Origin of the sequence: Bordetella saccharivorans (genome assembly GCF_045862855.1) — a bacterium.
GTDB classification, from domain to species: Bacteria; Pseudomonadota; Gammaproteobacteria; order Burkholderiales; family Burkholderiaceae_B; genus Bordetella_A; species Bordetella_A petrii_F.
Genome location: NZ_BAAFZO010000001.1, coordinates 81,132 through 105,257, shown reverse-complemented (window position 1 = coordinate 105,257; position 24,126 = coordinate 81,132). Strand labels below are relative to the sequence as shown.

The 24,126-nt window shown below is 69.2% G+C and carries 22 protein-coding genes and 2 tRNA genes; 17 read left to right on the top strand and 7 right to left on the bottom strand.

Annotation, left to right across the window (positions count from 1 at the left end):
- The first annotated feature begins 48 nt into the window (after positions 1 to 48).
- On the top strand, positions 49 to 1,041 hold the full coding sequence (locus ACKTT0_RS00490; protein WP_407847225.1) for a Bug family tripartite tricarboxylate transporter substrate binding protein: 993 nt from the start codon (positions 49 to 51) through the stop codon (positions 1,039 to 1,041).
- A 61-nt stretch (positions 1,042 to 1,102) separates the two neighbouring features.
- On the opposite strand, the gene ACKTT0_RS00485 is transcribed toward ACKTT0_RS00490, so the two are convergent.
- Positions 1,103 to 1,870: an RNA methyltransferase gene (locus tag ACKTT0_RS00485; protein ID WP_407847223.1), complete on the bottom strand. Its 768-nt coding sequence runs from the start codon at positions 1,868 to 1,870 to the stop codon at positions 1,103 to 1,105.
- A 109-nt stretch (positions 1,871 to 1,979) separates the two neighbouring features.
- Between ACKTT0_RS00485 and ACKTT0_RS00480 the strand changes: the two genes are divergently transcribed.
- From ACKTT0_RS00480 to ACKTT0_RS00470, 3 genes are all read left to right on the top strand, one after another.
- Complete coding sequence (locus ACKTT0_RS00480; RefSeq protein WP_407847221.1) at positions 1,980 to 2,762, top strand: inositol monophosphatase family protein; 783 nt, start codon at positions 1,980 to 1,982, stop codon at positions 2,760 to 2,762.
- A 231-nt stretch (positions 2,763 to 2,993) separates the two neighbouring features.
- A complete protein-coding gene (locus ACKTT0_RS00475; RefSeq protein WP_407847219.1) occupies positions 2,994 to 4,580 on the top strand; it encodes a TerC family protein in 1,587 nt (528 codons plus the stop codon).
- 21 nt (positions 4,581 to 4,601) lie between these two features.
- Positions 4,602 to 5,465 (top strand): undecaprenyl-diphosphate phosphatase, encoded by an 864-nt coding sequence (locus tag ACKTT0_RS00470; RefSeq protein WP_407847218.1) that lies wholly within the window; start codon positions 4,602 to 4,604, stop codon positions 5,463 to 5,465.
- Between the two features lie 108 nt (positions 5,466 to 5,573).
- Here ACKTT0_RS00470 and ACKTT0_RS00465 read toward each other — a convergent pair whose 3' ends face one another.
- The 3 genes from ACKTT0_RS00465 to ACKTT0_RS00455 all read right to left on the bottom strand — a co-directional run bounded on the left by ACKTT0_RS00465 (position 5,574) and on the right by ACKTT0_RS00455 (position 7,667).
- Positions 5,574 to 6,344: a UDP-2,3-diacylglucosamine diphosphatase gene (locus tag ACKTT0_RS00465; protein ID WP_407847217.1), complete on the bottom strand. Its 771-nt coding sequence runs from the start codon at positions 6,342 to 6,344 to the stop codon at positions 5,574 to 5,576.
- The gene (locus ACKTT0_RS00460; RefSeq protein ID WP_407847216.1) at positions 6,337 to 6,846 is read right to left on the bottom strand and encodes a peptidylprolyl isomerase; all 510 of its coding nucleotides are present in this window, start codon (positions 6,844 to 6,846) and stop codon (positions 6,337 to 6,339) included. Before ACKTT0_RS00460 ends, ACKTT0_RS00465 begins: the two co-directional genes overlap by 8 nt.
- A 134-nt stretch (positions 6,847 to 6,980) precedes the next feature.
- The gene (locus tag ACKTT0_RS00455; protein WP_407847214.1) at positions 6,981 to 7,667 is read right to left on the bottom strand and encodes a tetratricopeptide repeat protein; all 687 of its coding nucleotides are present in this window, start codon (positions 7,665 to 7,667) and stop codon (positions 6,981 to 6,983) included.
- 270 nt (positions 7,668 to 7,937) lie between these two features.
- On the opposite strand from ACKTT0_RS00455, the gene cysS reads away from it, so the two are divergent.
- From cysS to ACKTT0_RS00425, 6 genes are all read left to right on the top strand, one after another.
- Positions 7,938 to 9,398: a cysteine--tRNA ligase gene (gene cysS, locus ACKTT0_RS00450; protein WP_407852357.1), complete on the top strand. Its 1,461-nt coding sequence runs from the start codon at positions 7,938 to 7,940 to the stop codon at positions 9,396 to 9,398.
- Between the two features lie 13 nt (positions 9,399 to 9,411).
- Positions 9,412 to 10,056 (top strand): DNA-3-methyladenine glycosylase family protein, encoded by a 645-nt coding sequence (locus ACKTT0_RS00445; protein WP_407847212.1) that lies wholly within the window; start codon positions 9,412 to 9,414, stop codon positions 10,054 to 10,056.
- A 32-nt stretch (positions 10,057 to 10,088) separates the two neighbouring features.
- Positions 10,089 to 11,054 carry an acetyl-CoA carboxylase carboxyltransferase subunit alpha gene (locus tag ACKTT0_RS00440; RefSeq protein WP_407847210.1) on the top strand — a complete coding sequence of 322 codons (966 nt, stop codon included), beginning with the start codon at positions 10,089 to 10,091 and terminating at the stop codon, positions 11,052 to 11,054.
- Between the two features lie 133 nt (positions 11,055 to 11,187).
- A complete protein-coding gene (gene tilS, locus ACKTT0_RS00435) occupies positions 11,188 to 12,174 on the top strand; it encodes a tRNA lysidine(34) synthetase TilS (protein ID WP_407852356.1) in 987 nt (328 codons plus the stop codon).
- A 110-nt stretch (positions 12,175 to 12,284) separates the two neighbouring features.
- Positions 12,285 to 13,550, top strand: coding sequence for an aspartate kinase (locus tag ACKTT0_RS00430; RefSeq protein WP_407847208.1), 1,266 nt, complete (start codon positions 12,285 to 12,287; stop codon positions 13,548 to 13,550).
- Between the two features lie 68 nt (positions 13,551 to 13,618).
- A tRNA-Ser gene (locus ACKTT0_RS00425) sits at positions 13,619 to 13,711 on the top strand.
- A gap of 88 nt (positions 13,712 to 13,799) precedes the next feature.
- Here ACKTT0_RS00425 and ACKTT0_RS00420 read toward each other — a convergent pair.
- Positions 13,800 to 15,017 carry an MFS transporter gene (locus ACKTT0_RS00420; RefSeq protein WP_407847206.1) on the bottom strand — a complete coding sequence of 406 codons (1,218 nt, stop codon included), beginning with the start codon at positions 15,015 to 15,017 and terminating at the stop codon, positions 13,800 to 13,802.
- Positions 15,018 to 15,164: 147 nt separating this feature from the next.
- Here ACKTT0_RS00420 and ACKTT0_RS00415 point away from each other — a divergent pair, with 147 nt between their 5' ends.
- The 4 genes from ACKTT0_RS00415 (at position 15,165) to ACKTT0_RS00400 (ending at position 20,086) form a co-directional block, all read left to right on the top strand.
- Positions 15,165 to 15,725, top strand: a complete 561-nt coding sequence (locus ACKTT0_RS00415) for a TetR/AcrR family transcriptional regulator (RefSeq protein ID WP_407847205.1) — start codon at positions 15,165 to 15,167, stop codon at positions 15,723 to 15,725.
- 176 nt (positions 15,726 to 15,901) lie between these two features.
- Positions 15,902 to 16,987 (top strand): sensor histidine kinase, encoded by a 1,086-nt coding sequence (locus ACKTT0_RS00410; protein WP_407847204.1) that lies wholly within the window; start codon positions 15,902 to 15,904, stop codon positions 16,985 to 16,987.
- 147 nt (positions 16,988 to 17,134) lie between these two features.
- On the top strand, positions 17,135 to 19,381 hold the full coding sequence (locus tag ACKTT0_RS00405) for a phosphocholine-specific phospholipase C (RefSeq protein ID WP_407847202.1): 2,247 nt from the start codon (positions 17,135 to 17,137) through the stop codon (positions 19,379 to 19,381).
- Between the two features lie 135 nt (positions 19,382 to 19,516).
- The gene (locus ACKTT0_RS00400) at positions 19,517 to 20,086 is read left to right on the top strand and encodes a GNAT family N-acetyltransferase (protein WP_407847200.1); all 570 of its coding nucleotides are present in this window, start codon (positions 19,517 to 19,519) and stop codon (positions 20,084 to 20,086) included.
- 31 nt (positions 20,087 to 20,117) lie between these two features.
- Here the strand turns inward: ACKTT0_RS00400 and ACKTT0_RS00395 are convergent, their stop codons facing one another.
- Positions 20,118 to 20,789 carry an O-methyltransferase gene (locus ACKTT0_RS00395; protein ID WP_407847199.1) on the bottom strand — a complete coding sequence of 224 codons (672 nt, stop codon included), beginning with the start codon at positions 20,787 to 20,789 and terminating at the stop codon, positions 20,118 to 20,120.
- A 113-nt stretch (positions 20,790 to 20,902) separates the two neighbouring features.
- Between ACKTT0_RS00395 and ACKTT0_RS00390 the strand changes: the two genes are divergently transcribed.
- The 3 genes from ACKTT0_RS00390 to ACKTT0_RS00380 all read left to right on the top strand — a co-directional run bounded on the left by ACKTT0_RS00390 (position 20,903) and on the right by ACKTT0_RS00380 (position 23,431).
- Positions 20,903 to 21,778 carry a LysR substrate-binding domain-containing protein gene (locus tag ACKTT0_RS00390; RefSeq protein ID WP_407847198.1) on the top strand — a complete coding sequence of 292 codons (876 nt, stop codon included), beginning with the start codon at positions 20,903 to 20,905 and terminating at the stop codon, positions 21,776 to 21,778.
- A gap of 119 nt (positions 21,779 to 21,897) precedes the next feature.
- Positions 21,898 to 23,340, top strand: a complete 1,443-nt coding sequence (locus ACKTT0_RS00385; RefSeq protein ID WP_407847196.1) for an amidohydrolase — start codon at positions 21,898 to 21,900, stop codon at positions 23,338 to 23,340.
- 14 nt (positions 23,341 to 23,354) lie between these two features.
- Positions 23,355 to 23,431 (top strand) — tRNA-Arg (locus tag ACKTT0_RS00380).
- A 62-nt stretch (positions 23,432 to 23,493) separates the two neighbouring features.
- Here the strand turns inward: ACKTT0_RS00380 and ACKTT0_RS00375 are convergent.
- Positions 23,494 to 24,120 carry an ANTAR domain-containing response regulator gene (locus tag ACKTT0_RS00375; RefSeq protein WP_407847195.1) on the bottom strand — a complete coding sequence of 209 codons (627 nt, stop codon included), beginning with the start codon at positions 24,118 to 24,120 and terminating at the stop codon, positions 23,494 to 23,496.
- Positions 24,121 to 24,126 lie beyond the last annotated feature (6 nt).

Sequence of the window (24,126 nt, the reverse complement as noted above, 5' to 3'; positions counted from 1 at the left end):
CTACGTCCGTAGCGTCCGCTCTACGGACGAGTCACAGGAGACACCTACATGACCAAAGGTCAGAAACCCCGCTTCTTCCGCCATGCCGTCACGCTGCTGGCCGGCGCCCTGGGCGCCCTCGCCGTCGGCGCCAGCGCCCAGGCCGCCTACCCGGACAAACCCGTCCATATCGTGGTCGGGTTTTCCGCCGGCGGCACCACCGACGTGATCGCCCGCATCATGGCCAAGGAACTCACCCAGGAGCTGGGCCAGTCGTTCGTGGTCGAGAACAAGCCGGGCGCCGGCAGCAACATCGCCACCGACTACGTGGCGCGTGCCAAGCCGGACGGCTACACGCTGCTGTTCGTCGCGGTCACCAGCGCCATCAACCAGACGCTCTACAAGAACGTGTCCTTCGACCTGACCAAGGACTTCGCCCCGGTGGCGCTGGGCGCCAAGGTGCCGAACATCCTGGTGGTCAATCCCCAGGTGCCGGTCAAGTCGGTGCAGGAACTGGTCGACTACGCCAAGGCCAACCCCGGCAAGCTGGCGTTCGCTTCGTCGGGCAGCGGCACGTCCATCCACATGGCGGGCGAGCTCTTCAAGATGCGCGCCGGCCTGGACGTCCTGCACGTGCCGTACAAGGGCAGCGCCCCGGCCGTCACCGACCTGATCGGCGGCCAGGTGCAGTTCATGTTCGACAACATGCCGTCCTCGTGGCCGCACGTGCAGGGCGGCAAGCTGAAGGCGCTGGCCGTCACCACCGCCAAGCGCTCGCCCACCGCCCCGGACCTGCCCACCATGCAGGAGTCCGGCTTCGACAAGTTCGACGTGTCGTCGTGGTTCGGCCTGATCGCGCCGGCCGGCACGCCGCCCGAGGTGATCGAGAAGCTGAACGCCGTGATGGTCAAGGCGCAGGACAAGCCCGAAGTGCAGAAGGCGTTCGCGGGCCTGGGCGCCGTGGGCGAGAAGACCACGCCGGCCGAATTCGGCGCTTTCATCAAGTCGGAAGTCGAGAGCTGGGCTCCCGTGGTCAAGGCCTCGGGCGCGCGCGTAGACTGAGCTTTGGCGCGCGCCGGCCGGGCCGGCGCCGCCATCGACCAAGGCGGGCCGACGGCCCGCCTTATTTTTTGCGCAGCATGGCCGTGCACACGCCGCGCAGCATATCGACTTCGTCGCGGCTCAGGTCGCAGCGGCTGAAAAGGTGCCGCATGCGCGGCATCAGCTTCTTGGGATGGGCCGGGTCGAGGAATTGCACATGCACCAACGCCTGTTCCCAGTGCGCCAGGAAGGCCTGCACGGCCTGCCCGGTGGCGGGCGCCGCCCCCGGATCGGCCTCGTGCGCGGCCGAGGCCGGCAGCAGGGGAGCGCCCGCGCCCGCCAGCAGGGCGTAGCGCATTTCCCAGGCGGCCAGTTGCAGGGCCTGCGCGACGTTCAGCGAGCTGTACTGCGGGTTGGCCGGGATGTGGCAGATGCGGTGGCACAGGGCGATCTGCGCGTTGGTCAGGCCGGATCGCTCGGTGCCCAGCACCACCGCGGCGCGGGCCTGGCCGTCGGCCGACAGGTGGTCCCGCGCCAGTTCGGCGGCCTGGCGGATGTCGCAGGGCGGAGGGCCCAGGTCGCGCACCCGGGCCGTCAGGGCGAAAGCCAGGGTGACTGGCGCCAGCGCTTCCTCCAGGGTGGCGCAGACCCGGGCGCGCTCGAGCACGTCCACGGCCCCGCTGGCCAGCGCCAGGGCCTCTGGCTGCGCCGCCATGTCGGGCTGGCGCGGCTCGACCAGGATCAGGTCGGCGAAGCCCATGGTCTTGATGGCGCGCGCCGCCGAACCCACGTTTCCGGGGTGGCTGGGCTGCACCATGATGAACTGAACACGTGAAAATGCTTGAGTCATTTAAAATGCCAAGTTTGGCTCAGCGCCTTCCTGGTTTTTGGGGTCGTTGCCGAGGTTTTCCGGCAAGGCCGCCCGGGTGGCAGCCCTCACCGCATTCGTACGGAATTTTATGCACCCGATGCTCAATACCGCCATCAAGGCGGCCCGGCGTGCCGGCACCATCATCAATCGTGCCAGCCTCGATTTGGAACGGCTCAGCGTGGCTCGCAAGGGGCCGCGCGATTATGTCACGGAAGTCGACCGCGCTTCCGAGGCGTCCATCGTCGAGACCCTGCAGGCCGCCTATCCCGACCACGCGGTCCTGGGCGAGGAATTCGGCCTGCAAGGCCCGGAACAGGCCGAGTTCCAGTGGATCATCGATCCGCTCGACGGCACCACCAACTTCATCCACGGGCTGCCCAACTACGCCGTGTCCATCGCGCTGACGCAGCGTGGCCAGGTCACGCAGGCGGTGGTCTACGACCCGTCGCGCAACGAACTGTTCACCGCCAGCCGCGGCAGCGGCACCTTCCTGAACGACCGCCGCGTGCGCGTCTCGGGCCGCACCCGCTACAGCGAGGCGCTGCTGGGGGCGCACTGGCCCAAGTCGGGCGACATCGACGCCGGGGGCGGCCGCTTCCGCCAGATGTCCGAGGGCAGCACCGGCGTGCGCCGCCTCGGCTCCACCGTGCTGGACCTGGCCTACGTGGCCGCCGGCCGCCTGGACGGCTTCTGCGGCGTCAAGCTCAAGGCCTGGGACCTCGCCGCCGGCAGCCTGCTGGTACAAGAGGCCGGCGGCCTGGTGGCCGACTTCGACGGCGAGCAGGGCTGGATGGATTCCGGCAACGTGCTGGCGGGCAGCCCCAAGATCTTCACCCAGATGCTGGCGGCGCTGCAGCCCAAGCAGGGCTGATCCCGCGCAAGGGTGCCGGTAGCCGTCTGCCCAGGTGTCTGACACCCCTCGCGACAACAGCCGCCGGCCCCGGGTGCGCGATGGGGTGTCAGACACCCATGCCTCACCGCAATTTCCTTAAGGGCGGGCGCCGCGAAACAGCATGTTTCCTGGCGCATCCGCGCCCATCTCGCCGGCAAGTGAGGCGATTTCCAGGTACGATTGGCGGTTCCGCAACTTCTGGAGCACTTGATGGAGTGGCTGCTTGACCCCGCCGCGTGGGTCGGCCTGCTTACCCTGGTCGTCCTTGAAATCGTCCTCGGGATCGACAACCTCATCTTCATCGCCATCCTGGCCGACAAGCTGCCGCCCGCGCAGCGCGACCGCGCGCGTATCGTGGGCCTGTCCCTGGCCCTGCTGATGCGGCTGGGCTTGCTGTCGGTGATGTCCTGGCTGGTCACCCTGACCGCTCCCTTGTTCTCCATCGGCCCCATGTCGTTCTCGGGCCGCGACCTGATCCTCCTGGCGGGCGGCCTGTTCCTGCTGTTCAAGGGCACGCTCGAACTGCACGAACGGCTCGAGGGCAGCGCGGGCGACCACGTCTCGGGCGCGCGCGTGTACGCCAGCTTCTGGGTCATCGTGACGCAGATCGTGGTGCTCGACGCGGTGTTTTCGCTGGACTCGGTCATCACCGCCGTGGGCATGGTCGACCACCTGGCCATCATGATGATCGCGGTCACCGTCGCCATCGGCATCATGCTGCTGGCGTCCAAGCCGCTCACCCGCTTCGTGAACGCCCATCCCACCGTGGTGGTGCTGTGCCTGGGCTTCCTGCTCATGATCGGCTTCTCGCTGCTGGCCGAGAGCTTCGGTTTCAAGGTACCCAAGGGCTACCTGTACGCCGCCATCGGCTTCTCGGTCGCCATCGAGGCCCTGAACCAGGTGGCGCGCCGCAACCTGCTGCGCCTGGATGCTTCGCGCCCCATGCGCGAGCGCACCGCCAGCGCGGTGCTGCGCATGCTGGGCAAGCGTCCGCCCGACGGCGAAGAGCCGGTCGTGGCCAACGCCGCCGTGCCTGCCGTGCCGGCCTTCGGCGTGGAAGAGCGCAACATGGTCAGCGGCGTGCTGACCCTGGCCGAGCGCTCCATCCGGTCCATCATGACGCCGCGCACCGAGGTGTCGTGGGTCAATATCGACGACGACGCGCAAACCATCCAGCGGCAGATCACCGAGGCCCCGCACAGCTTTTTCCCGGTGTGCCGCGGTTCGCTCGACGAAGTGATCGGCATCGGCCGCGCCAAGGACCTGGTGGCCGACCTGATCACCGACGGCCGGGTGCGTCGCAACCGGCTGCGCGACCCCATCATCGTGCACGAGTCGATCGGCATCCTGCGCCTCATGGACACGCTCAAGCGGTCGCGCGGCCAGCTGGTGCTGGTGGCCGACGAATTCGGCGCCATCGAGGGCCTGGTGACGCCCATCGACGTGTTCGAGGCCATCGCCGGCGAATTCCCGGACGAGGACGAACTGCCCGACATCACCGCGGTCGAAGACGATGTCTGGAAGATCGACGGCGCGGCCGACCTGCACCACGTCGAGCAGGTCCTGGAAACCGAAGGCCTGATCGACGACTCGCAGGACTACTCCACCCTGGCGGGCTACCTGCTGGCGCGCTTCGGGCATTTGCCCCAGCCGGGCGACAGCTGCGAGTACGATGGGCCGCATCATCGCTTCCGCTTCGAAGTGCTCGAACTGGACGGGCGGCGTATCGCCTCGGTACGGGTCGAGCGCCTGCCGCTCGCTCCGCCCGAAGGCGACGCCGCCGACGACAGCCAATAACCCTTTCACCTGCCACGCACCGTGACCGACAGCACCATCTACCTGATCAAAGCATTCTTCCTGGGCATTATCGAAGGCCTGACCGAGTTCATCCCGGTCTCCAGCACCGGGCACCTCATCCTGTTCGGCAACTGGATCGACTTCGCCTCCAGCTCGGGCAAGGTGTTCGAGGTGGTGATCCAGTTCGGCTCGATCCTGGCGGTGATGTGGATCTTTCGCGCGCGGCTGTGGCAGCTCATCCACGGCACGCTGACCGGCGTGCCCGCCGAGGTGGCCTTCACGCGCAACCTGCTGCTGGCCTTCCTGCCGGCGGCGGTGATCGGCGCGATCTTCATCAAGGCCATCAAGCAGGTGTTCTATCACCCGGGCGTGGTGGCCGTGACGCTGGTGCTGGGCGGGCTGATCATGCTGTGGGTGGAGCGCCGCACGCACCATACGCCGGGCGACGCGCCGGGCGCGGCCGACGACACCGCGTCCGACGAGCGCGCTTCCGCCCACACGCTGGAGCAGATCACCTGGAAGCAGGCGCTGGGCGTGGGCGTGGCGCAATGCGTGGCCATGATCCCGGGCACTTCGCGGTCCGGCGCCACCATCATCGGCGGCATGATCGCCGGCATCCAGCGCAAGACCGCCACCGAGTTCTCGTTCTTCCTGGCCATGCCCACCATGCTGGGCGCCGCCACCTACGACATGTACCGCAACATCGACCTGCTCAGCCGCCAGGACCTCTCCGGCATCGCGGTCGGCTTCGTGGCGGCCTTCCTGAGCGCGCTGGTGGTGGTGCGCGCGGTGCTGCGCTTCGTGGCCAACCACACGTACCGGGGCTTCGCGTGGTACCGCATCGCGCTGGGCATCGTCGTGGCCATCTGGCTGGCGACGCATTGAGCCGTCGCCCGCCATGGCGTCACATGAGCCGAGCATACGTCCGCGCTGGCCTTCGCCGCGCAAGAAAAACCGGGCCGCGGGGCCCGGTTTTTTTTCGCGCGAGGATGGTCAGGCGGTGTCCAGGTCGTACAGTTCGAGCCCGTCGCGGTCGATGACCAGCCAGCCGCCGCGCGGCGGGTCGGCGTGGTCGCAGTCCCAGTCGGGCAGCACCCAGCGCTCGCGCCGGCGGCCGTCCACTTGCAGCACGTGGCGTCCGGGCCGGTGGGTATGGCCATGCACGATGATGTCGACGTCGGCCGCGCGGAAGGCGTCTTCGACCGCCTGCGCATTGACGTCCATGATCTCGGCGGACTTCATCTGGTTGGCCGCCTGGCTTTCGCCACGCGCCTGCTGGGCCAGGGCCAGGCGTTCCGGGATGCTCTTGGCCAGGAATTGCTCCTGCCATTGCGGGTTGCGTACCATGGCGCGGAACTGCTGGTAGGCGGCGTCGTCGATGCAGTATTCGTCGCCGTGCGTCAGCAGCACGCGGCCGTAGTCGGTTTCCAGCAGCGCGGGTTCGGGCAGCAGGCGGGCGTTCAAGGCGTCGGCCAGGCCGACCCCCATGAGGAAGTCGCGGTTGCCGCGTCCGAGCCACAGCGGGATGCGCGCCGCCGTGCGCTGCAGGCCTTGCAGCACGGCCGCCAACCAGGGCGGCGCGGCGCCGATCACGTCGTCGCCGATCCAGGCGTCGAAGATGTCGCCCGGCAGAAGCAGGGCGGCGGCCTCGTCGGCCGCCGCTTCCAGCAAGCCCAGGAATGCTTCGCCGGTGGCCGGCGCAGCCGGCCCCAGGTGCATGTCCGAGGCCAGCCAGACCGGGCCCTGCAGCGCGATCTTATTCAAGGACCTGGGCCTTCTCGATGACCACGTCCTCGGCCGGCACGTTCTGGTGGAACCCGCTGTTGCCCGTCTTGACGCCCTTGATCTTGTCGACCACGTCGGTGCCCTCGGTGACCTTGCCGAACACGGCATAGCCCCAGCCGTTCGGCGTGGGCGCGGTGAAATTCAGGAAGTCGTTGTCGGCCACGTTGATGAAGAACTGGGCGGTGGCCGAGTGCGGATCGCTGGTGCGGGCCATGGCCAGGGTGTACTTGTCGTTCTTCAGGCCGTTGTTGGCCTCGTTCTCGATCGGGGCCTGCGTGGGCTTCTGCTTCAGGCCGGGCTCGAAGCCGCCGCCCTGGATCATGAAGCCGTCGATCACGCGATGAAAGATGGTGCCGTCATAGAAGCCGCTCTTGACGTAGCCGAGGAAGTTCTCCACGGTCTTGGGCGCCTTTTCCGCATCCAGGGTGATGACGATCTCGCCCTGGTTGGTTTGCAGTTTGACGCGGGGTTGGGTGCTCATGGGTTTCGTGCCTTCTGAGGTGGTGGAGGTGGATGGGTCGGCCGGCTGGGCGGCGGCGCTTGCCGGCGCCGCGGCAGCCAGCGCGAACGTGCACGCCATCAGGCGCAGCAGATGAAGCGGAGAGTAGCGCGAAATCATGGATGTTGGCTTTCCTTCAGCAGTTTCTCGATTTCGCGTGCCTTGGCATCCATGCCGGGCACGCCCTCGTTCGCAGCCTTGCGATAGGTGCGCAGCGCCATCATGAGCTGGATGTCGGCCATGTTGGCGCGTGCCGCCGGGTAGTCCGGGTTGGCGCGCAGCGCCATCTGCAAAGCGTCGTGCGCCCGGTCCAGGTCACCTTGCTGCGCATGCAGCGCGGCCAGGTTGTTCCAGGGTTCGGGCAATTCGGGGAAGCGCACGGTCATCTCGGTGTACCGGTCGATCGCCTCGGCCGTGCGGCCCAGCGCGGCGAGCGCCCGCGCGTGCTGGAACATCAACTGCACGTCGGTGCCGCGCTGCCCCTGGGTTTCGGCAAGGCGTTTCTCGATCAGTTCCAGGGCTTCCTGGTTGCGCCCGTTGTTGAGCAGGCGCTCGATGTGGTCGGTGATCTGCGACGGGGTCGGGTCCAGGCGGGTATCGACGCCGGGCTTGAGCGCCTCGAGCAGGTTCGCCAGGGCCTTCCAGCCGCCCTCGGGCGGGGGCGGGTCGAGCTTGGTGCGGGTGTCGATGCCGGTATCCGGCAGGCTGCCGCCGCCGCCCATGGACTGGGCCATGGCGCCGCCGGCCGGCAGGGCGGCCAGCGCCAACATCAGCAGTGTGACACGGGTGAGCCGGTTGATCATTGCGAGGCATCCGTTAAAAAATCGGCCGGCCGCGCTCGGCGCGACGAGGCCGCTTGCTATACTTGACGACCGCCATTTTAGCCCCGGTTGTGTCTGCGGCTCATCGGCCCGTTGTCGCGGGCACGGTGCAACCACGATGCCGCGGTCCATGTGTTGCGTTCCATGGCCGCGGCGTTCGACCGGGCCGGGCGCCGAAGCGGCCGCCAGGTCGGCACGCGGGCCGCCCTGCGGCACTTTCTCACGGAACATCTCAAGGCCAGCCATAGCGCCATGCTGCACATCTACAACACGTTGTCGCGTACCAAAGAACCCTTCGAGCCGGCCCGGCCCGGCCAGGTGCGCATGTACGTGTGCGGCATGACCGTCTACGACTACTGCCACCTGGGCCATGCCCGCATGCTGGTGGCGTTCGACGTGGTGCAGCGCTGGCTGCGCGCCAGCGGCCTGGCGGTCGACTACGTGCGCAACATCACCGACATCGACGACAAGATCATCCGCCGCGCGGTCGAGACCAACCGCCGCATCGGCGAGGTCACCGAATACTACATCGCCGCCATGCACGCCGACGAACGCGCGCTGGGCGTGCAGCCGCCCGACCGCGAGCCGCGCGCCACGCAGTACGTGGGCGACATGCTCGACATCATCGGCCGGCTCGAGCAGAACGGCCTGGCCTACCGGGCCGAGGACGGCGACGTCAACTATGCCGTGCGCGGGTTCGCCGGCTACGGCAAGCTGTCGGGCAAGGCGCTCGACGACCTGCGGGCCGGCGAACGCGTGGCGGTCGGGTCGGCCAAGCGCGACCCGCTCGATTTCGTGCTCTGGAAGGCCGCCAAGGCCGACGAGCCCGACGACACCAAATGGGAATCCCCCTACGGCCTGGGCCGGCCGGGCTGGCACATCGAATGCTCGGCCATGAGCCGCGCGCTGCTGGGCCTGCCGCTGGATATCCACGGCGGCGGCCCCGACCTGAAATTCCCGCACCACGAAAACGAGATCGCCCAGACCGAGGGCGCGTTCGGCGGCAACCTGGCCAACATCTGGATGCATTGCGGCCCGCTGATGGTCGACGCCGACAAGATGTCCAAGTCGCTGGGCAATTTCCGCACCATCCGCCAGACCATCGCGCAGGGCGAGCCGCCCGACGGCCAGGCCGAATACATGGTCAATCCGCGCGAAGCCGAGATGCTGCGCTTCTTCATCGTGCGCAACCACTATCGCAGCCCGCAGAACTACACGCCCGACAACCTGGTCGACGCCCAGAACGCGCTCGATCGCCTCTACCAGGCGCTGCAGAACGTCGCCGCCGACGGCGACGCGGTCGACTGGGCCGAACCCCAGGCCCAGGCCTTCAAGGCCGCCATGGACGACGACTTCAACACCTCGGGCGCGGTGGCCGCGCTGTTCGAACTGGCCTCGGAGGCCAACCGCACGCGCAGCGCGCGCAGCGCCGGCCAGCTCAAGGCGCTGGGCGGGGTGCTGGGGCTGCTGCAGCAGGACCCGGCCCGCTATTTCCAATGCGCCACCCGCTATTCGGCGGCCGGCCTGGCCCAGGCCGGCTCGGCGGCGCCCGCGCTCGACACCGCCCGGATCGAAACCCTCATCGCCGCGCGCGCGGCCGCCAAGCAGGCGCGCGACTACGCCGAGGCCGACCGCATCCGCGCCCAACTGCGCGAGGCCGGCATCGAGCTCGACGACAAGCCGGGCGGCCAGACCCAATGGCGCCGCGTCTGAGGAAGCCGCGACCATGCCCGCTGTCGACTCCGCCGTCGCCAAACCCCACTATTGGGAAGAAGCCGTCGCCCACCTGATGCGGCGCGACCGCATCCTCAAGAAGCTGATCCCCCTGCACGCCGAAGCCTGGCTGACCTCGCGCGGCACGCCGTTCGTCACCCTGGCGCAGGCCATCGTCGGCCAGCAGATCTCCGCCAAGGCCGCCGACGCGTTGTGGCTGCGCTTCACCGAGACGGTCGGCCGGCGCCCCACGCCCGCCGCCGTGCTGGAAGCCGGCACCGCCGCGCTGCGCCAGGCGGGCCTGTCGCAGCGCAAGGCCGAGTACGTGCAGGACCTGGCCCTGCATTTCGGCGAACGCCGCGTGCGCCCGGAAAAATGGGCGGTCATGGACGACGAGAGCGTCGTGTCCGAACTGCTGGCCATCCGCGGCATCGGCCGCTGGACGGCCGAGATGTTCCTGATATTCAATCTGCAGCGGCCGGACGTCCTGCCGCTGGACGACCTGGGGTTGCTCAAGGCAATCTCGTTACACTACTTCAGCGGAGAGCCTGTCTCGCGCTTCGAGGCCCGCGAGGTCTCGTCGGCATGGCAGCCCTGGCGTACCGTGGCGACCTGGTATTTGTGGCGCAGTCTGGAATCCAAGCCGGTTCTGAACTGATCGCCGGGCGCCCAACAACGGAACCAACCTTCATGCGCAATACATTCCTGGAATTCGAACAACCGCTCGCCGAGCTTGAAAACAAGATCGAGCAGCTGCGCTATGTACAGGCCGACTCTGCGGTGGACATCTCCGACGAGATCAGCCGCCTGCAGCAGAAGAGCCAGACGCTGGCCAAGGAAATCTACGGCAAGCTCACCCCCTGGCAGACCGCCCTGGTGGCGCGCCATCCGCAGCGGCCCTACACGCTCGACTACGTGCGCGAGATGTTCACCGACTTCCACGAGCTGCACGGCGACCGCATGTACGCCGACGACCAGTCCATCGTGGGCGGCCTGGCGCGCTTCAACGGCGCGTCGTGCATGGTCATCGGCCACCAGAAGGGGCGCGACACCAAGGAGCGCGCCGCCCGCAACTTCGGCATGCCGCGCCCCGAAGGCTACCGCAAGGCCCTGCGCCTGATGCGCCTGGCCGAGAAATTCAACCTGCCGGTCTTCACCTTCGTCGACACCCCGGGCGCCTATCCCGGCGTCGGCGCCGAGGAACGCGGCCAATCGGAAGCCATCGGCCACAATCTCTACGCCATGGCCGAGCTCAAGGTGCCCATCATCGCCACCGTCATCGGCGAGGGCGGCTCGGGCGGGGCATTGGCCATCGCCGTGGGCAACGCCGTGCTGATGCTGCAGTACGCCACGTATTCGGTGATCTCGCCCGAAGGCTGCGCGTCGATCCTCTGGCGCAGCGCCGACAAGGCCGCCGACGCGGCCGAGGCGCTGGCCATCACCGCGCCGCGCCTGAAAGACCTGGGCCTGATCGACCGCGTCGTCAACGAGCCGGTGGGCGGCGCGCACCGCGACCCGCGCGTCATGGCGCGCCTGCTGCGCCGCGCCCTGGGCGACGCGCTGCGCCAGTTCCGCGGCATGACCCCGGACCAGCTCGTCGAGCAGCGCATGCAGCGCCTGCTGTCCTACGGCAAATTCCAGGAAGTGCGCGCCTGACGCGGAGCCGGGCCGCGTGCCCGGCTCCGCGGCGCCGCGTCCGCTTGCGTCCGCCATGACCCGCGCCGAACCGCCTCCGTCTTCCGCCGTCGCGGCGGGCGCTCGGCCGCCCGGCGAGTTTCCCTCGGCCGCACTGTCCGCCGCCTTGCGCGCCGCCCTGGCCGGGGACGCCGGCGCCCGGGTGGCGGTGGCGGTCAGCGGGGGCGCCGATTCGGCCATGCTGGCCGCCCACGCCGCGCCGCTGGCGCGCGAGCTCGGCATCGAACTGCTGCTGTTCCATGTGCACCACGGCCTGCAAGCCGCCGCCGACGGCTGGGCCGGCCACGTGCAGGCGCTGGGCCGCATCCTGGGCGTGCCCGTGCATACCGCGCAGGCGCGGGTCGAGACCGCCAGCGGGCTGGGCATCGAGGCTGCCGCCCGCGAGGCCCGCTACGCGGCGCTGGCGGAGCTGGCCGCCCGGCATGGCGTCGGCTGCATCCTGCTGGCCCACCACCAGGGCGACCAGGCCGAGACCGTGCTGCTGCGCCTGCTGCGCGGCACCGGGCTGGAAGGCATGGCCGCCATGGCCCCGCGCATGCCGCGCGACGGCATCGTCTACCTGCGTCCCTGGCTGGCGCAGGAGCGCGCCGCCATCCTGGCCGCCGCCGCGGCATTCGCCGCCCGGCACGACTGGCGGCCGGTGCAGGACCCCACCAACGCCGATCCGCGCTACACGCGCGCCGCCGTGCGCGAATTGCTGGCGCCCGTGCTGGACGCGCGCTGGCCGGGCTGGCGCGCGCGGCTGGCCGGCCATGCGCGCCACATGAGCGAAGCCGCCAGCATCCTGGACGAGGTGGCGCGCGCCGACCTGGCCGCGCTGGAGCCGTCCGCCGACCTGCGCAGTTTTGCGCTGGCCCCCTGGCGCGCGCTGCCGCCGGCCCGGCAGGCGCACGTGCTGCGCCACTGGCTGCGCGGCCAGGGCGCGCGCATGCCCACCGAGGCCCGCCTGGCGGACCTGCTGCGCCAGCTGCGGCAATTGCACAGCCTGGGCCACGACCGCCAGATGCGCGTGGTCCACGCGGACCACGTGGTGCGCTGCGAGCGGGGCAGGGTGTGGCTGGAGCCGCGCGACCGGGCTTGAACCGGCTGCGCCGGGCGCCGCGAGGCCGCGCCGCCTGCGCAAAGTTTCACCACGCGTTACAATGCTGAGCTTTGCCCGCCCCGCAGGCGGGTTTCCAGCCAGAGCACGAGATGTCCCTGATCGTTCACAAATATGGCGGTACTTCGATGGGCTCGGTCGAGCGCATCCGCAACGTGGCGCGCCGCGTCGCCAAGTGGCACGCCGCCGGCCACCAGGTCGTGGTGGTGCCTTCGGCCATGGCGGGCGAAACCAATCGCCTGCTGGGCCTGGCCCGCGAAATTTCCCCCCAGCCCGATCCGCGCGAGCTCGACATGATCGCCGCCACCGGCGAGCAGGCCAGCAGCGGCCTGCTGGCCGTGGCGCTGCAAGCCGAGGGCGTGGCCGCGCGCAGCTACGCGGGCTGGCAGGTGCCGGTGCGCACCGACTCCGCCTTCACCAAGGCGCGCATCTCGTCCATCGACGACGCCCGCATCCGCGCCGACTTGGACGCCGGCCGCGTGGTCATCGTCACCGGCTTCCAGGGCATCGACCCGGACGGCCACATCACCACGCTGGGCCGCGGCGGCTCGGACACCTCCGCGGTGGCCGTGGCGGCCGCGCTGGGCGCCCACGAATGCCTGATCTACACCGACGTCGACGGCGTCTACACCACCGACCCGCGCGTGGTGCCCGAGGCGCGCCGCATGGCGGTGGTGTCGTTCGAGGAAATGCTCGAAATGGCCTCGCTGGGCTCCAAGGTGCTGCAGATCCGCTCGGTCGAGTTCGCCGGCAAGTACCGGGTTCCCGTGCGCGTGCTGTCGTCGCTGACCGACCCGCTCATTCCGCTCGAAGAAGAAATGACTTCGGGCACGCTGATCACTTTTGAGGAAGACGAAAAAATGGAAGCCGCCGTTGTCTCCGGCATCGCCTTCAGCCGCGACGAAGCCAAGATCACCTTGCTGGCCGTGCCCGACAAACCCGGCATCGCCTCGTCGATCCTGGGGCCGGTCGCCGCCGCCAATATCGACGTCGACATGATCGTGCAGAACCAGTCCGTGGCCGGCACCACCGACTTCTCCTTCACGGTCAACCGCAACGAATTCCAGCGCACCATCGAGCTGCTCAAGCGCGAGGTCGTGCCGGCCGTGCAGGCGCGCGAGCTGGTCACCGACGACAAGGTCGCCAAGGTGTCGATCGTCGGCATCGGCATGCGTTCGCACGTGGGCGTGGCCAGCCTGATGTTCCAGACCCTGTCGCAGGAAGGCATCAACATCCAGATGATCAGCACCAGCGAGATCAAGACCTCGGTGATCATCGACGACAAGTACATGGAACTGGCCGTGCGCGCCCTGCACAAGGCGTTCGGCCTGGACCAGGCGCCCGGCGAGAAGGCCTGACGCCAGCCTTTCCCGGCAGGCGCGGCGAGCGCAGGCCGGGAAAATCATGCTAGAATCGCAAGTTCTGCGGAGACGTGCCCGAGAGGCTGAAGGGGCTCCCCTGCTAAGGGAGTATGTGGCCAAAAACTGCATCGTGGGTTCGAATCCCACCGTCTCCGCCAAGTAGGCCCCGCGGGCATCCCCGGGCCGGCAAGAACCCCGTAGCGCAAGCGCCTGCGGGGTTTTTTGTTGGGCGCGCGACGCGCGTCCTCAGGCCGCGCGCCGTTGCCCGCGGCTGCGCGCCAGGGCCAGCGCGATGGCGGCCAGCGCCAATAGCGCCACGGCGAGGCCATAGAAATTGGCGGTGGCCAGCAGGCCGTGGCGCTGCGCGAAATAGCCCGCGGCGATCGCCGGCACGCTGTGGGCCAGGTAGCTCTCCACGTAGAAGGTCGCCATCAGGCTGGCGCGCTGCGACGGGCCCGCCAGCGGCAGCACCGTGCGCACCGCGCCCAGGAACGCCGAGCCGAAACCCGCGCCCGCCACCAGGGAGCCGCCCAGCAGCCACATGCCCGACCCGCTGTTCGCGCCGACCAGGATCAGCAGCAGCCCGAGCGTGAGCGCGGCCGCGCCGCCCACCAGGGTCGAGAAGGCCGCCGCGCGCTGCGCGGCCAGCACCGCCACCGCGCCGCTGAGCGTCAGCGCCGCCACCGCCAGGCCGCCTAGCCAGGGCGAGGTGGAATGCGTGGTCTGGGCGATCAGCGAGGGCATCTGCGACAGATAGAGCCCGCCCAGCATCCACACCGACACATTGACCGGCGTGACCGACCAGAACGCGCCGCGCGCTTGGCGTGGCACGTGCATGCTGGGCTTCAGGCTGGCCCAGGCGCCGGGCTGCCGCGCGGCGGTCTCGGGCGTCAGCCGCAGGGCAGCCAGCGCCGCCGCGAAAACCACCAGCAGGATGAGATAACTGGTGCGTAGCGGCGCGGCGGCATGGACCAGCACGCCGGTGCTGCCCAGCGCGCCGATGGCCATGCCGACCATGGGCGCGATGCTGTTGACCAGGGGGCCGCGCTCGCGGTTCAGGTCGAGCAGCGCGGCGCCGACCGCTGCCGCGGCCAGGCCGGTGGCGATGCCCTGGACGATGCGCGCGGCGATCAGCCAGGCGGGGCTGCCGGCCAGCAGGAAAATGGCCATGGCCGTCATTTCCAGCAGCAGGGCCAGGGCGATCACCGGCCGCCGGCCGATGTAGTCCGACAGCGAGCCGGCCAGCAGCAGCGTGCACAGCAGCGCCAGCGCATAGGCGGCGAAGATGATCGTCAAGATGGTGGAGCTGAAGCCCCAGGCCTGCTGGTAGAGCCGGTACAGGGGCGTGGGCGTGCTGGAGGCGGCCAGGAAGGCCACCAGGATCGCGGTATGGATGGCCAGGGCGCCGCGGCGCGGCGCGAGGCAACGCGCCGGCGGCGCCAGGGCGGGATCGAGGGCGGTCATGCGGGAATCTCGTACAATAAAAGCAAATATTCAGCTTTAACGATGCTACGCCGCTTTGCGCGTTAAAGCAAATAATTTGCGTTAATGCCGCCAGGCTGGAAGCTTATTCCGTGGGGGCGGCTACCATGGCGGCAACAGGAACAGGACATGACCAACACGCCAGGACTACGCCCGGGCGGCCGCAGCGCCCGCGTGCAGGCAGCGGTGCACCGGGCAGTGCGGGAGCTGCAGCAGGAACAGGGCCGCGACGAACTCACCGTGCCGGCCGTGGCGGCGCGCGCCGGCGTGACGCCCTCGACCATCTACCGCCGCTGGGGCGACCTGGCGCAATTGCTGTCCGACGTGGCGGTCGAGCAGATGCGGCCGGACGAGCCGCCGCGCGATACCGGCTCGTTCCGCGGCGACCTGCTGGCCTGGCTGGAGCAGTATTTCGAGGAAATGTCGTCGACCCCGGGCCGCGCCATGCTGGGCGACGTGCTGGGCACCCCGGGGCACGAGAACGCGGGCAAGTGCGCGGCGTTCACCGGCCAGCAGATCGAGGCTATCCGCGCCCGCGCCGTGGCGCGGGGCGAGGCGCCGCTGGCGGCGGACCGCATCATCGAGCGCGTGGTCGCGCCGATGATGTACCGGCTGCTGTTTTCCAGCGAGGCGCCGTGCCCGGACATGCTCGCGCGCCTGCTCGACGAGGCGGCCGGCCAGGCCGGCTAGCATCGTCCCGGCGGCGGGCGGCCAGGCCTGCCGCGCGCCGCGCCGGTCCCAAATAGCGGTTTCGTCGAAGATACGGGCGTGTTCGTCGAAAAACCCCCGCATGGCCGCCGCAATTGGCGTAGCGTACCGTCCATTGGCGGCCCATGCGCCGCGCCTCATTTTTTATTGACCGCGACATGTTCACGATCTTCTCGCCCATCAGTCAGGAGCTTGGCCGCGACGATTCGTCCCAGGCGTTCTGGCGCGCCCAGGTGGTGGGCTGGGTTTTCCTGGCGATCATAGGCTTCGGCATCCGGCTGGCGGTGTTCGGCAATGCCTCGGCGGCATTCTGGCTGACGCTGGGCCTGGAGCCGCTGGCTTTCGCGCTGACCAGCGCCGCCGCCGTGTTCCACGGACGCCGCGCGAACCGCCGCACGGCGCCCATCCTGGTGATCGCCTGCGCGGTGCTGCTGTGCGTGGCGGCGTCGGCGCTGCTGGCGTCCATTGCCTATGGCATCCACCAGCTGTTTCCGTCCGAATCGATCCGGATACTGCCGGGCAACCAGTACCGGCTCGGCTTCCTGTATTACATGGGCATCTTGTCGATCTGGACGCTGGTTTATTTCGGCGTCGGCGCCGAACTGGCGGCGCGCACCGAGCGCATGTCGAAGATGCGGGCCGAGACCCGCGCGCTGCGGCTCGAGCTCGAACACCTGCAGCAGCAGATCGAGCCGCATTTCCTGTTCAACGCGCTCAACACCATCATGGCTGAAATCGCCGAGCGCCCGGCCGTGGCCGAGGAAATGACGCGCCGCCTGGCGAACTACCTGCGCTATTCGCTTGACCGGCGCGGGCTCGGCATGTGCACGCTGGAAGAGGAGATCGAGGCGGCCGAGACCTATATGCGCATCCAGGCGCTGCGCTTCGACACGCAGTTCCAGTACCAGTGCGAGATCGACCCGGCCACGCTGGACATGAACATGCCGCACATGACCCTGCAAGGCCTGGTGGAAAACGCCATCAAGCACGGCATGCGGGCCGACCAGGGCAATTTCATGATCAGCATCCGCACGCGCCGCCACGGCGACGAGCTGATCGTCGAAGTGGACAACCCGGGTGAACTGCAGGCCCCCTACGACCTGGCGCAGGGCGGCGGCGGGCTGGGCAACCTGTGCCGCCGCCTGGCGTTGCGCTACCCCGAGCGGCACGCGTTTTCCCTGAGCCAGCGCGGCGACCGGACGGTCGCCGAGATCCGGCTGCGCGGCGAGCCGCTGGCGTTGTAGCCCGCCGCCCGAGCCCCGGCCGGCGCGGGCCTGTCCCGGCGCGGACCAGCCCAGTCACGGCCATGTCACCTGGTCTTTATAGACTCGCTGCGCCGCGGCCGCCGGAGCAAGGCATGGCCGCTTTCTCTTTGGGACATGCCGCACGACATGACGACTCGCCGCAGATTCCTGCAGACGACGGCCGGCGCCGGCTTCGCCGCCGCCGCGCTGGCCGCGTTTCCGCCCAGCATCCGCCGCGCCCTGGCCATACCCGCGAATAATGCCACCGGCACCATCAAGGACGTGGAGCACGTGGTGATCCTGATGCAGGAGAACCGTTCTTTCAACCATTATTTCGGCACGCTCAAGGGCGTGCGCGGCTTCGGCGACCGTCTCACGATCCCGCTGCCGAACGGGCGCAGCGTGTGGCAGCAGCAGCGCGCCAACGGCGGCATATTGACGCCTTATCACCTGGACGGCACCGCCAACAATGCGCAGCGCGCCGATGGCACGCCGCATTCCTGGGCCGACAGCCAGGACGCCTGGGACGGCGGCCGCATGGCGCACTGGGCGGCGCACAAGACCGATACCTCGATGGGATACTTCAAGGAGCAGGAGATCCCGTTCCAGTTCGCGCTGGCCAATGCCTTCACGCTGTGCGACGCGTACCACTGTTCCATGCATACCGGCACGGACGCCAACCGCGCCTTCCACCTGACCGGCACCAACGGCCCGACCGCGCAGGGCGTGGCCTTCGTGAACAACGAATGGGACTGGATCGACGGCCGGCCGGAATCGGTGAATACCGGCTATACCTGGAAGACTTACGCCGAACGCCTGGAAGAGGCCGGCGTGAGCTGGATCTGCTACCAGAACATGCCGGACGAGTGGGGCGACAACATGCTGGGCGCGTTCCGGCAGTTCCGCCGCGCCAACATCGCCTCCGGCTATCCGGTCTCGAGCGGTGGCGCGCCCAATGCGCCGTATGCCGATACCGGGCAGCCGCTGCCCTATCATGCCTATGACGCCGCCACCGACAACGCCGGCAACCCGCTGTACAAGGGCGTGGCCAACACGCTGCCGGGCACGCGGCCGGACCAGTACCTGGACGCCTTCCGGCGCGACATCCGCGAAGGGCGGCTGCCGCAGGTGGCGTGGATGAGCGCGCCGTCGATCTACTGCGAGCATCCCGGGCCGTCCAGCCCGGTGCAGGGCGCCTGGTTCCTGCAGGAGGTGCTGGACGCGCTGACTGCCGTGCCGGAGGTCTGGAGCAAGACCGTGCTGCTGGTCAATTTCGACGAGAACGACGGCTACTTCGATCACGTGCCGTCGCCTTCGGCGCCGTCGCTGAACCCGGACGGCACGCCCGCCGGCAAGACGACGCTGTCCGAGGCGGAACTGCAGGCCGAGTACTTCACCCAGCCGGCGCCGGACGGCAGCACCAGCCAGCCGGCCGCCGATGGCCGCGTGTACGGTCCCGGCCCGCGCGTGCCGATGTACGTGATCTCGCCCTGGAGCCGCGGCGGCTGGGTCAATTCGGAGGTATTCGACCACACCTCGGTATTGCGCTTCCTGGAAGCGCGGTTCGGCGTGCAGGAGCCGCACATCAGCCCGTTCCGCCGCGCGGTCTGCGGCGACCTGACCAGCGCCTTCAATTTCGCCACGCCCAATACCGAGGCGCTGCCCACGCTGGCCGGCCGCACCACGCGCGACGCGGCCGACGGGCTGCGCGACGCGCAGGAGGGGCTGCCCGCGGTGCCGCTGCCCGCCGACATGCAACTGCCGCTGCAGGCAAGCGGCACGCGCCCGTCGCGCGCGCTGCCGTACGAGCTGCACACCAGCGCGCGCTGTGGCGCCGACGGCCAGGTGGAGCTCGTGTTCGCCAACACCGGCGCGCAGGCCGCGGTTTTCCATGTCTACGACCGGCTCAAGCTGGACCGGCTGCCGCGTCGCTACATGGTGCAGCCCGGCAAGCAACTGGCCGATGGCTGGAATGCGTTCCAGGACAACCAGGGCCGCTACGACCTGTGGGTGCTGGGGCCGAACGGCTACCATCGCCATTTCCAGGGCGACACCGGCCGCATTGGCGATGCCCAGGCGCTGCCGGAGATCCGCGTGTGCTACGACATCGCCAACGGCGACGTCTACGTCGAGCTGATGAACGGCGGCAGGCAGCCGTGCACGTTCACCGTCACGGCGCTGGCCTACCGGACCGACGGCCCATGGCCGGCGCGCGTGGAGCCCGGCGCGCAGGCCAGCCTGCACTGGTCCTTGCAGGACAGCGGGCAATGGTACGACTTCGCCGTGACCTGCGACAGCGACCCTGCCTACTATCGCCGCTTCGCTGGCCGGGTCGAAACCGGCAGGCACACGGTGAGCGATCCGGCCATGGGCTTGCCGGCCGGCCAGGGCTGACGGGCGCGCGGCCCGCCGACTGCGTTATGCTTGCCGCTCCAGCATGAGCGGGCTGCCGCCTTTCAGGGCGGCGGCGGGCCCAGGCCCGGCGCGGGCAGTGCGATGCGCGCCGCCACATCCCGGGAGCCACAGGACATGACCATGCACGCGCACCGCAACCCGGCCGACGTCGAGCTGCGGCCGGTCGCGGAACACGATTCGATTGCCGAGTTGACCGGCTTGCTGCACCGGGCCTATGCCCGGCTGGCGGACATGGGGCTGCGGTACAAGGCGACCTATCAATCCGAAGACGTCACGCGCCAGCGCATCGCGCAGGGCGAATGCTATGTGGCGGTGCACGCGGGGGCGCTGGTGGGCACCATTGTCTTCAAGCCGAAAGAGCGGGCGGCCGGGTCGGCGTGGCTCGACCGTCCGGACGTCGCCATGCTGGCGCAGTTCGGCGTCGACCCGGCATGGCAATCGGCCGGCCTGGGCACGCGCCTGATGGACCTGGTCGAGCGGCGCGCGGCGCAGACCGGGGCGGCCGAGATCGCGCTGGATACCGCCGAGCCCGCTACCCACCTGGTGCAGTGGTATGCCCGCCGCGGCTACCGGTTCATCGAGCACGTCAACTGGCGGCATGCAAACTACCGCAGCGTGATCATGAGCAAGCCGGTGGCGCCGCTCATTGCCGTTGCCCCGGCCTTGCCTGCGCGGGACGCTTGATCGCCAGGCGGGCGGCGCCGCGGCCCGCGCCTCAGCGCGACACCACGGCCAGCGCGAAGCCGTCCCAGCCCTTGCCGCCGACTGTCTGGATGGCCGTGGCGGTCAGCCGCAGGTCGCGGCCCAGCTCTTCCAGGAAGCGCCGCGCGCCGCGCACATCCGGCTGGCCCGTGGCGGCCGGATCGGCGATGCGTCCGCCGCGGATGATGTTGTCGCCGACGATGACCGTGCCGTCGCGCGCCAGGGCCAGCGACGAGGCCAGGTAGGCCGGATTGTCGGCCTTGTCGGCATCGAGGAAGATCAGGTCGAACGGCGGCGCGCCTTCCGCCACCATGCGCCGCAAGGTATCGCGCGCATCGCCCTCGATGAGTTCGACGCAGGCCGCCAGGCCGGCGGCAGTCAGGTTCTCGCGCGCGGTGCGGGCGCGCGCGGGATCGCGTTCCAGCGTGACCAGCCGTCCGCCGGGCGGCAGGGCGCGCGCCAGCCAGATGGTGCTATAGCCGCCCAGGGTGCCGATTTCGAGGATCCGCCGGGCCCGCGCCATCTGTGCAAAAATCTGCAGCAGCCGGCCCTGGTTGGGCGCCACCTCGTGAGGCGGCAGGCCGGCCGCGCGGGCGTGCGCCAGCGCCTGTTCCAGCACCGGATCGCTCAGGTGCAGGGCAGTCTCGAAGTAGTCATCTACGGTGTTCCACTGGTTCTGGTCCATGGCGTGCCTGGTCAAAGAAGAGTTGATGATGGCATCGATGGTACGCAGCCGCCGCGTTTCCGGATATCGAGTTAATCTGGCGACTACGCCAGTTTTTTTCACAATGGGTTCGCATGCGCTCGCTACCGCCGCTGTCCGCGCTGAAAGTCTTCGAGGCGATCGCCCGCACTGGTTCGGTGACCGCGGCGGCGCAAGAGCTGCACCGCACGCACGGCGCGGTCAGCCGGCAGCTGCAGCTGTTGCAGGAGCACGCCGGCATCCCCCTGTTCGACAGGCAGGGCAATGGCTTGCGGCTCAACGACCATGGCGCGGCGCTGTACGCGCTGGTGCAGCCGCTGTTCGACCGGCTGGAGTCCGGCTACGCGGGCATTGTGCGGCGCGCCCGCCATCCCGGCCTGCATGTCGCATGCAGCGCCACCTTTGCCATGCGCTGGCTGGTGCCGCACCTGGGCGACTTCTATCGCAAACGCCCCGACATCCGCATCCGCCTGTCGATGACCTCGGCGCGCGAGTTGCGCGGCGAAGGCGCCGACCTGCTGATCGCCTGGGACCTGGGCACCTATCCGCAGGCCGATCGCGCGGCGGCGATCGAACTCGCCCCGGTCGCATTCGGCCCGGTGGCCGCTCCCGGCTATCCGCGCGCGGGGGCCAGGCCGGCGCGCATCGCCCATGACTTCACCACCAGCGCCTGGACCCAATGGCAGGCCTTGTCCGGCATCGAGCTGGGGCTGGGGCCGGAGATCACTTTCCCCCACACCCACCTGTGCATCGAGGCGGCGGCCTCGGGCCTGGGGGTGGCGCTGGTCGAGCAGCGCCTGGTGCGCAAGGAACTGGACGACGGGACCCTGGCGGCGCCGCATGGCTTCGTGCAATTTCCCGCCGGCCTGATGGCCCTGCCGGCGCCGGGCAGGGCCGCGGATCCGCAGGTGCGGGCCTTCGTCGGCTGGCTGCGCGGGGCGCTCGGCGGCCGCGCCGACGCGACGGCCTGAGGCGGCCCTGCCGTCGCGGCGCGGGACGGCGTACCATCATGCGTGGCCTGGCCGGCTCTCATGCGCGTCGAGCCGTCGGCTCAGCCGGACAGGGCCAGACTCACCTGATGGAGACACGCATGACATTCCCGCATTACCGCGTTACCCGCTTGCCGGGCGCCATCTCTCTGACCGCGGCGGCGCTCGCCGTGCAACTGGCGCTGGGCGCGCCCGCCGCGGCACAGTCGCCCGCCGGCGCCGCGCCGGCTGCGCCCGCGCCGCAATTGGCGACGCAGATCGACGAGGCGGCGCGCAAGATCGAGGACAAGCTGATCGCCTGGCGCCGCGACATCCACCAGCATCCGGAACTGGGCAACCAGGAAACCCGCACCGCCAAGCTGGTCGCCGATCACCTGCGCGCGCTCGGCATGGACGTGCAGACCGGGGTGGCCGGCACCGGCGTGGTGGCGGTGCTGCGCGGCGGCAAGCCGGGCCCGGTGGTGGCCTTGCGGGCCGACATGGACGCCTTGCCGGTCAAGGAAGCGGTGGATGTGCCGTTCGCCTCCAAGGCCAAGGGCACCTTCCTGGGCAAGGAGGTCGATGTCATGCACGCCTGCGGGCACGATACGCATACGGCCATCCTGATGGCCACCGCCGAAGTGCTGGCCGGCATGAAAGAGCAGTTGCCCGGCAGCGTGAAATTCATCTTCCAGCCCGCTGAGGAAAGCCCGGCCGATTTCGAGCCGGACGGCGTCAAGACCTGGGGCGCCAAGATGATGGTGCAGGAAGGGGTGCTGGACAACCCGAAGGTAGACGCGATTTTCGGGCTGCACGTATCGAGCAGCTATCCGGCCGGCTGGCTGGCCTGGCGCAGCGGCCCCGCCATGGCTGCCGCGGACCAGTTCTGGATCGACGTCACCGGCAAGCAGACCCATGGCGCGCGCCCGTGGTCGGGCATCGACCCGATCGTGGTAGGGTCGCAGATCGTGATGGGAATCCAGACGATTCCCAGCCGCCAGATCAACAGCATGCTGGAGCCGGCCGTGGTGACGGTGGGGGTGTTCAACGGCGGCAACCGCATGAACATCGTGCCCGAGAAGGTCCACATGACCGGCACCATCCGCACTTACGACGAGGGCATGAAGAAGGACATCCACCAGCGGCTGGAGCGCACCGCGACCTCGATCGCGCAAAGCGCCGGCGCGCGGGCCGACGTCAAGATCGTCGAGCTGTACAACGCCACCGTCAATCCGCCGGCCCTGACCGAGCAGATGGCGCCGACCCTGCGCCGCGTGGCGGGCGAGGGCAACTACGGCCTGCAGCCCAAAGCCACCGCCTCGGAGGACTTTTCCTTCTACCAGGAGAAAGTGCCGGGCCTGTTCTTCTACCTGGGCGTCACGCCCAAGGGCACCGACCCGCAGCAGGCCGCGCCCAACCATTCGCCGCGCTTCTACGTGGACGAGTCCGGCCTGGTGAACGGCGTGCGGGCGCTGTCGAACCTGGCGGTGGACTACATGGCGATGGCCGGGCGCCAGGCGGGCATAGCGTCGCGATTTGCTGAAAGCCAGGAAAAGGTGCTATAGTTTCTGTCTTTACAGCGCCCGTAGCTCAGTTGGATAGAGTACTTGGCTACGAACCAAGGGGTCGTGGGTTCGAATCCTGCCGGGCGCGCCAGAATGTGTTGGAAAATCAAGGGCTTGCCGCTTATGCGGCAAGCCCTTTTTCCTGCCCGGCGCTCATTGCCGCCGCCCGTGCGCGGCACCCAGGCCCAGTTTTTCCATGGCCTCGCTGGCCTCGACGATCATGGCGGCCACTTCGGCCACGCTGACCCGCAACCGGGTGGCGCGCGAACGCATGTGTTCGTACGCTTCGCGCTCGTCCACGTGCTGGTTGTCCATCAGGGCCCGGATCGCTTTCTCAATGACGCGGCGCGACTTGATGGTGCCTTCGAGCTTGTCGATCTTGTTCTGCAGGCGGTTCTGGTACAGCTTGGCCGAGCGCGCCAGCACCAGCGTGCTGAGAATGCCGGCCGAGCGAAATGGCCCGGTCAGTACGCCGTGCGCGTTGATCTTGAGCAGCTGTTTCAGCGTGGTGGGCGTCTCGTATTCCGACAGCGCGATCAAGGCGGCCTCGACTTCGCTGGCGGACCAGGCGGCGATGTTCTGGCCGCATTGCGATGCCTGGAAAAAGATCACGTCGGCGCCGCCCGGCGGGCGGTCCGGGAACGGCCAGTGCAGGTGGATGCGGCAGCCGATGCGCTTGAGCTGCTCGACCAGCAGGTCGCGGTCTTCGCCGGGCGGGTAGACCACCGCCACGGCCACGCTGCGCAAGTCTTCGTAGAGGCGGCGGAGGCTGTGGTCCATGGCCGT

Excerpts from the sequence above, each read along its gene's own strand:
- ACKTT0_RS00490 (WP_407847225.1), top strand. The coding sequence starts at position 49 with ATGACCAAAGGTCAGAAACCCCGCTTCTTCCGCCATGCCGTCACGCTG.
- ACKTT0_RS00485 (WP_407847223.1), bottom strand. The coding sequence starts at position 1,870 with ATGACTCAAGCATTTTCACGTGTTCAGTTCATCATGGTGCAGCCCAGC.
- ACKTT0_RS00480 (WP_407847221.1), top strand. The coding sequence starts at position 1,980 with ATGCACCCGATGCTCAATACCGCCATCAAGGCGGCCCGGCGTGCCGGC.
- ACKTT0_RS00475 (WP_407847219.1), top strand. The coding sequence starts at position 2,994 with ATGGAGTGGCTGCTTGACCCCGCCGCGTGGGTCGGCCTGCTTACCCTG.
- ACKTT0_RS00460 (WP_407847216.1), bottom strand. The coding sequence starts at position 6,846 with ATGAGCACCCAACCCCGCGTCAAACTGCAAACCAACCAGGGCGAGATC.
- ACKTT0_RS00455 (WP_407847214.1), bottom strand. The coding sequence starts at position 7,667 with ATGATCAACCGGCTCACCCGTGTCACACTGCTGATGTTGGCGCTGGCC.
- cysS (WP_407852357.1), top strand. The coding sequence starts at position 7,938 with ATGCTGCACATCTACAACACGTTGTCGCGTACCAAAGAACCCTTCGAG.
- ACKTT0_RS00445 (WP_407847212.1), top strand. The coding sequence starts at position 9,412 with ATGCCCGCTGTCGACTCCGCCGTCGCCAAACCCCACTATTGGGAAGAA.
- ACKTT0_RS00440 (WP_407847210.1), top strand. The coding sequence starts at position 10,089 with ATGCGCAATACATTCCTGGAATTCGAACAACCGCTCGCCGAGCTTGAA.
- ACKTT0_RS00430 (WP_407847208.1), top strand. The coding sequence starts at position 12,285 with ATGTCCCTGATCGTTCACAAATATGGCGGTACTTCGATGGGCTCGGTC.
- ACKTT0_RS00420 (WP_407847206.1), bottom strand. The coding sequence starts at position 15,017 with ATGACCGCCCTCGATCCCGCCCTGGCGCCGCCGGCGCGTTGCCTCGCG.
- ACKTT0_RS00415 (WP_407847205.1), top strand. The coding sequence starts at position 15,165 with ATGACCAACACGCCAGGACTACGCCCGGGCGGCCGCAGCGCCCGCGTG.
- ACKTT0_RS00410 (WP_407847204.1), top strand. The coding sequence starts at position 15,902 with ATGTTCACGATCTTCTCGCCCATCAGTCAGGAGCTTGGCCGCGACGAT.
- ACKTT0_RS00405 (WP_407847202.1), top strand. The coding sequence starts at position 17,135 with ATGACGACTCGCCGCAGATTCCTGCAGACGACGGCCGGCGCCGGCTTC.
- ACKTT0_RS00400 (WP_407847200.1), top strand. The coding sequence starts at position 19,517 with ATGACCATGCACGCGCACCGCAACCCGGCCGACGTCGAGCTGCGGCCG.
- ACKTT0_RS00395 (WP_407847199.1), bottom strand. The coding sequence starts at position 20,789 with ATGGACCAGAACCAGTGGAACACCGTAGATGACTACTTCGAGACTGCC.
- ACKTT0_RS00390 (WP_407847198.1), top strand. The coding sequence starts at position 20,903 with ATGCGCTCGCTACCGCCGCTGTCCGCGCTGAAAGTCTTCGAGGCGATC.
- ACKTT0_RS00385 (WP_407847196.1), top strand. The coding sequence starts at position 21,898 with ATGACATTCCCGCATTACCGCGTTACCCGCTTGCCGGGCGCCATCTCT.
- ACKTT0_RS00375 (WP_407847195.1), bottom strand. The coding sequence starts at position 24,120 with ATGGACCACAGCCTCCGCCGCCTCTACGAAGACTTGCGCAGCGTGGCC.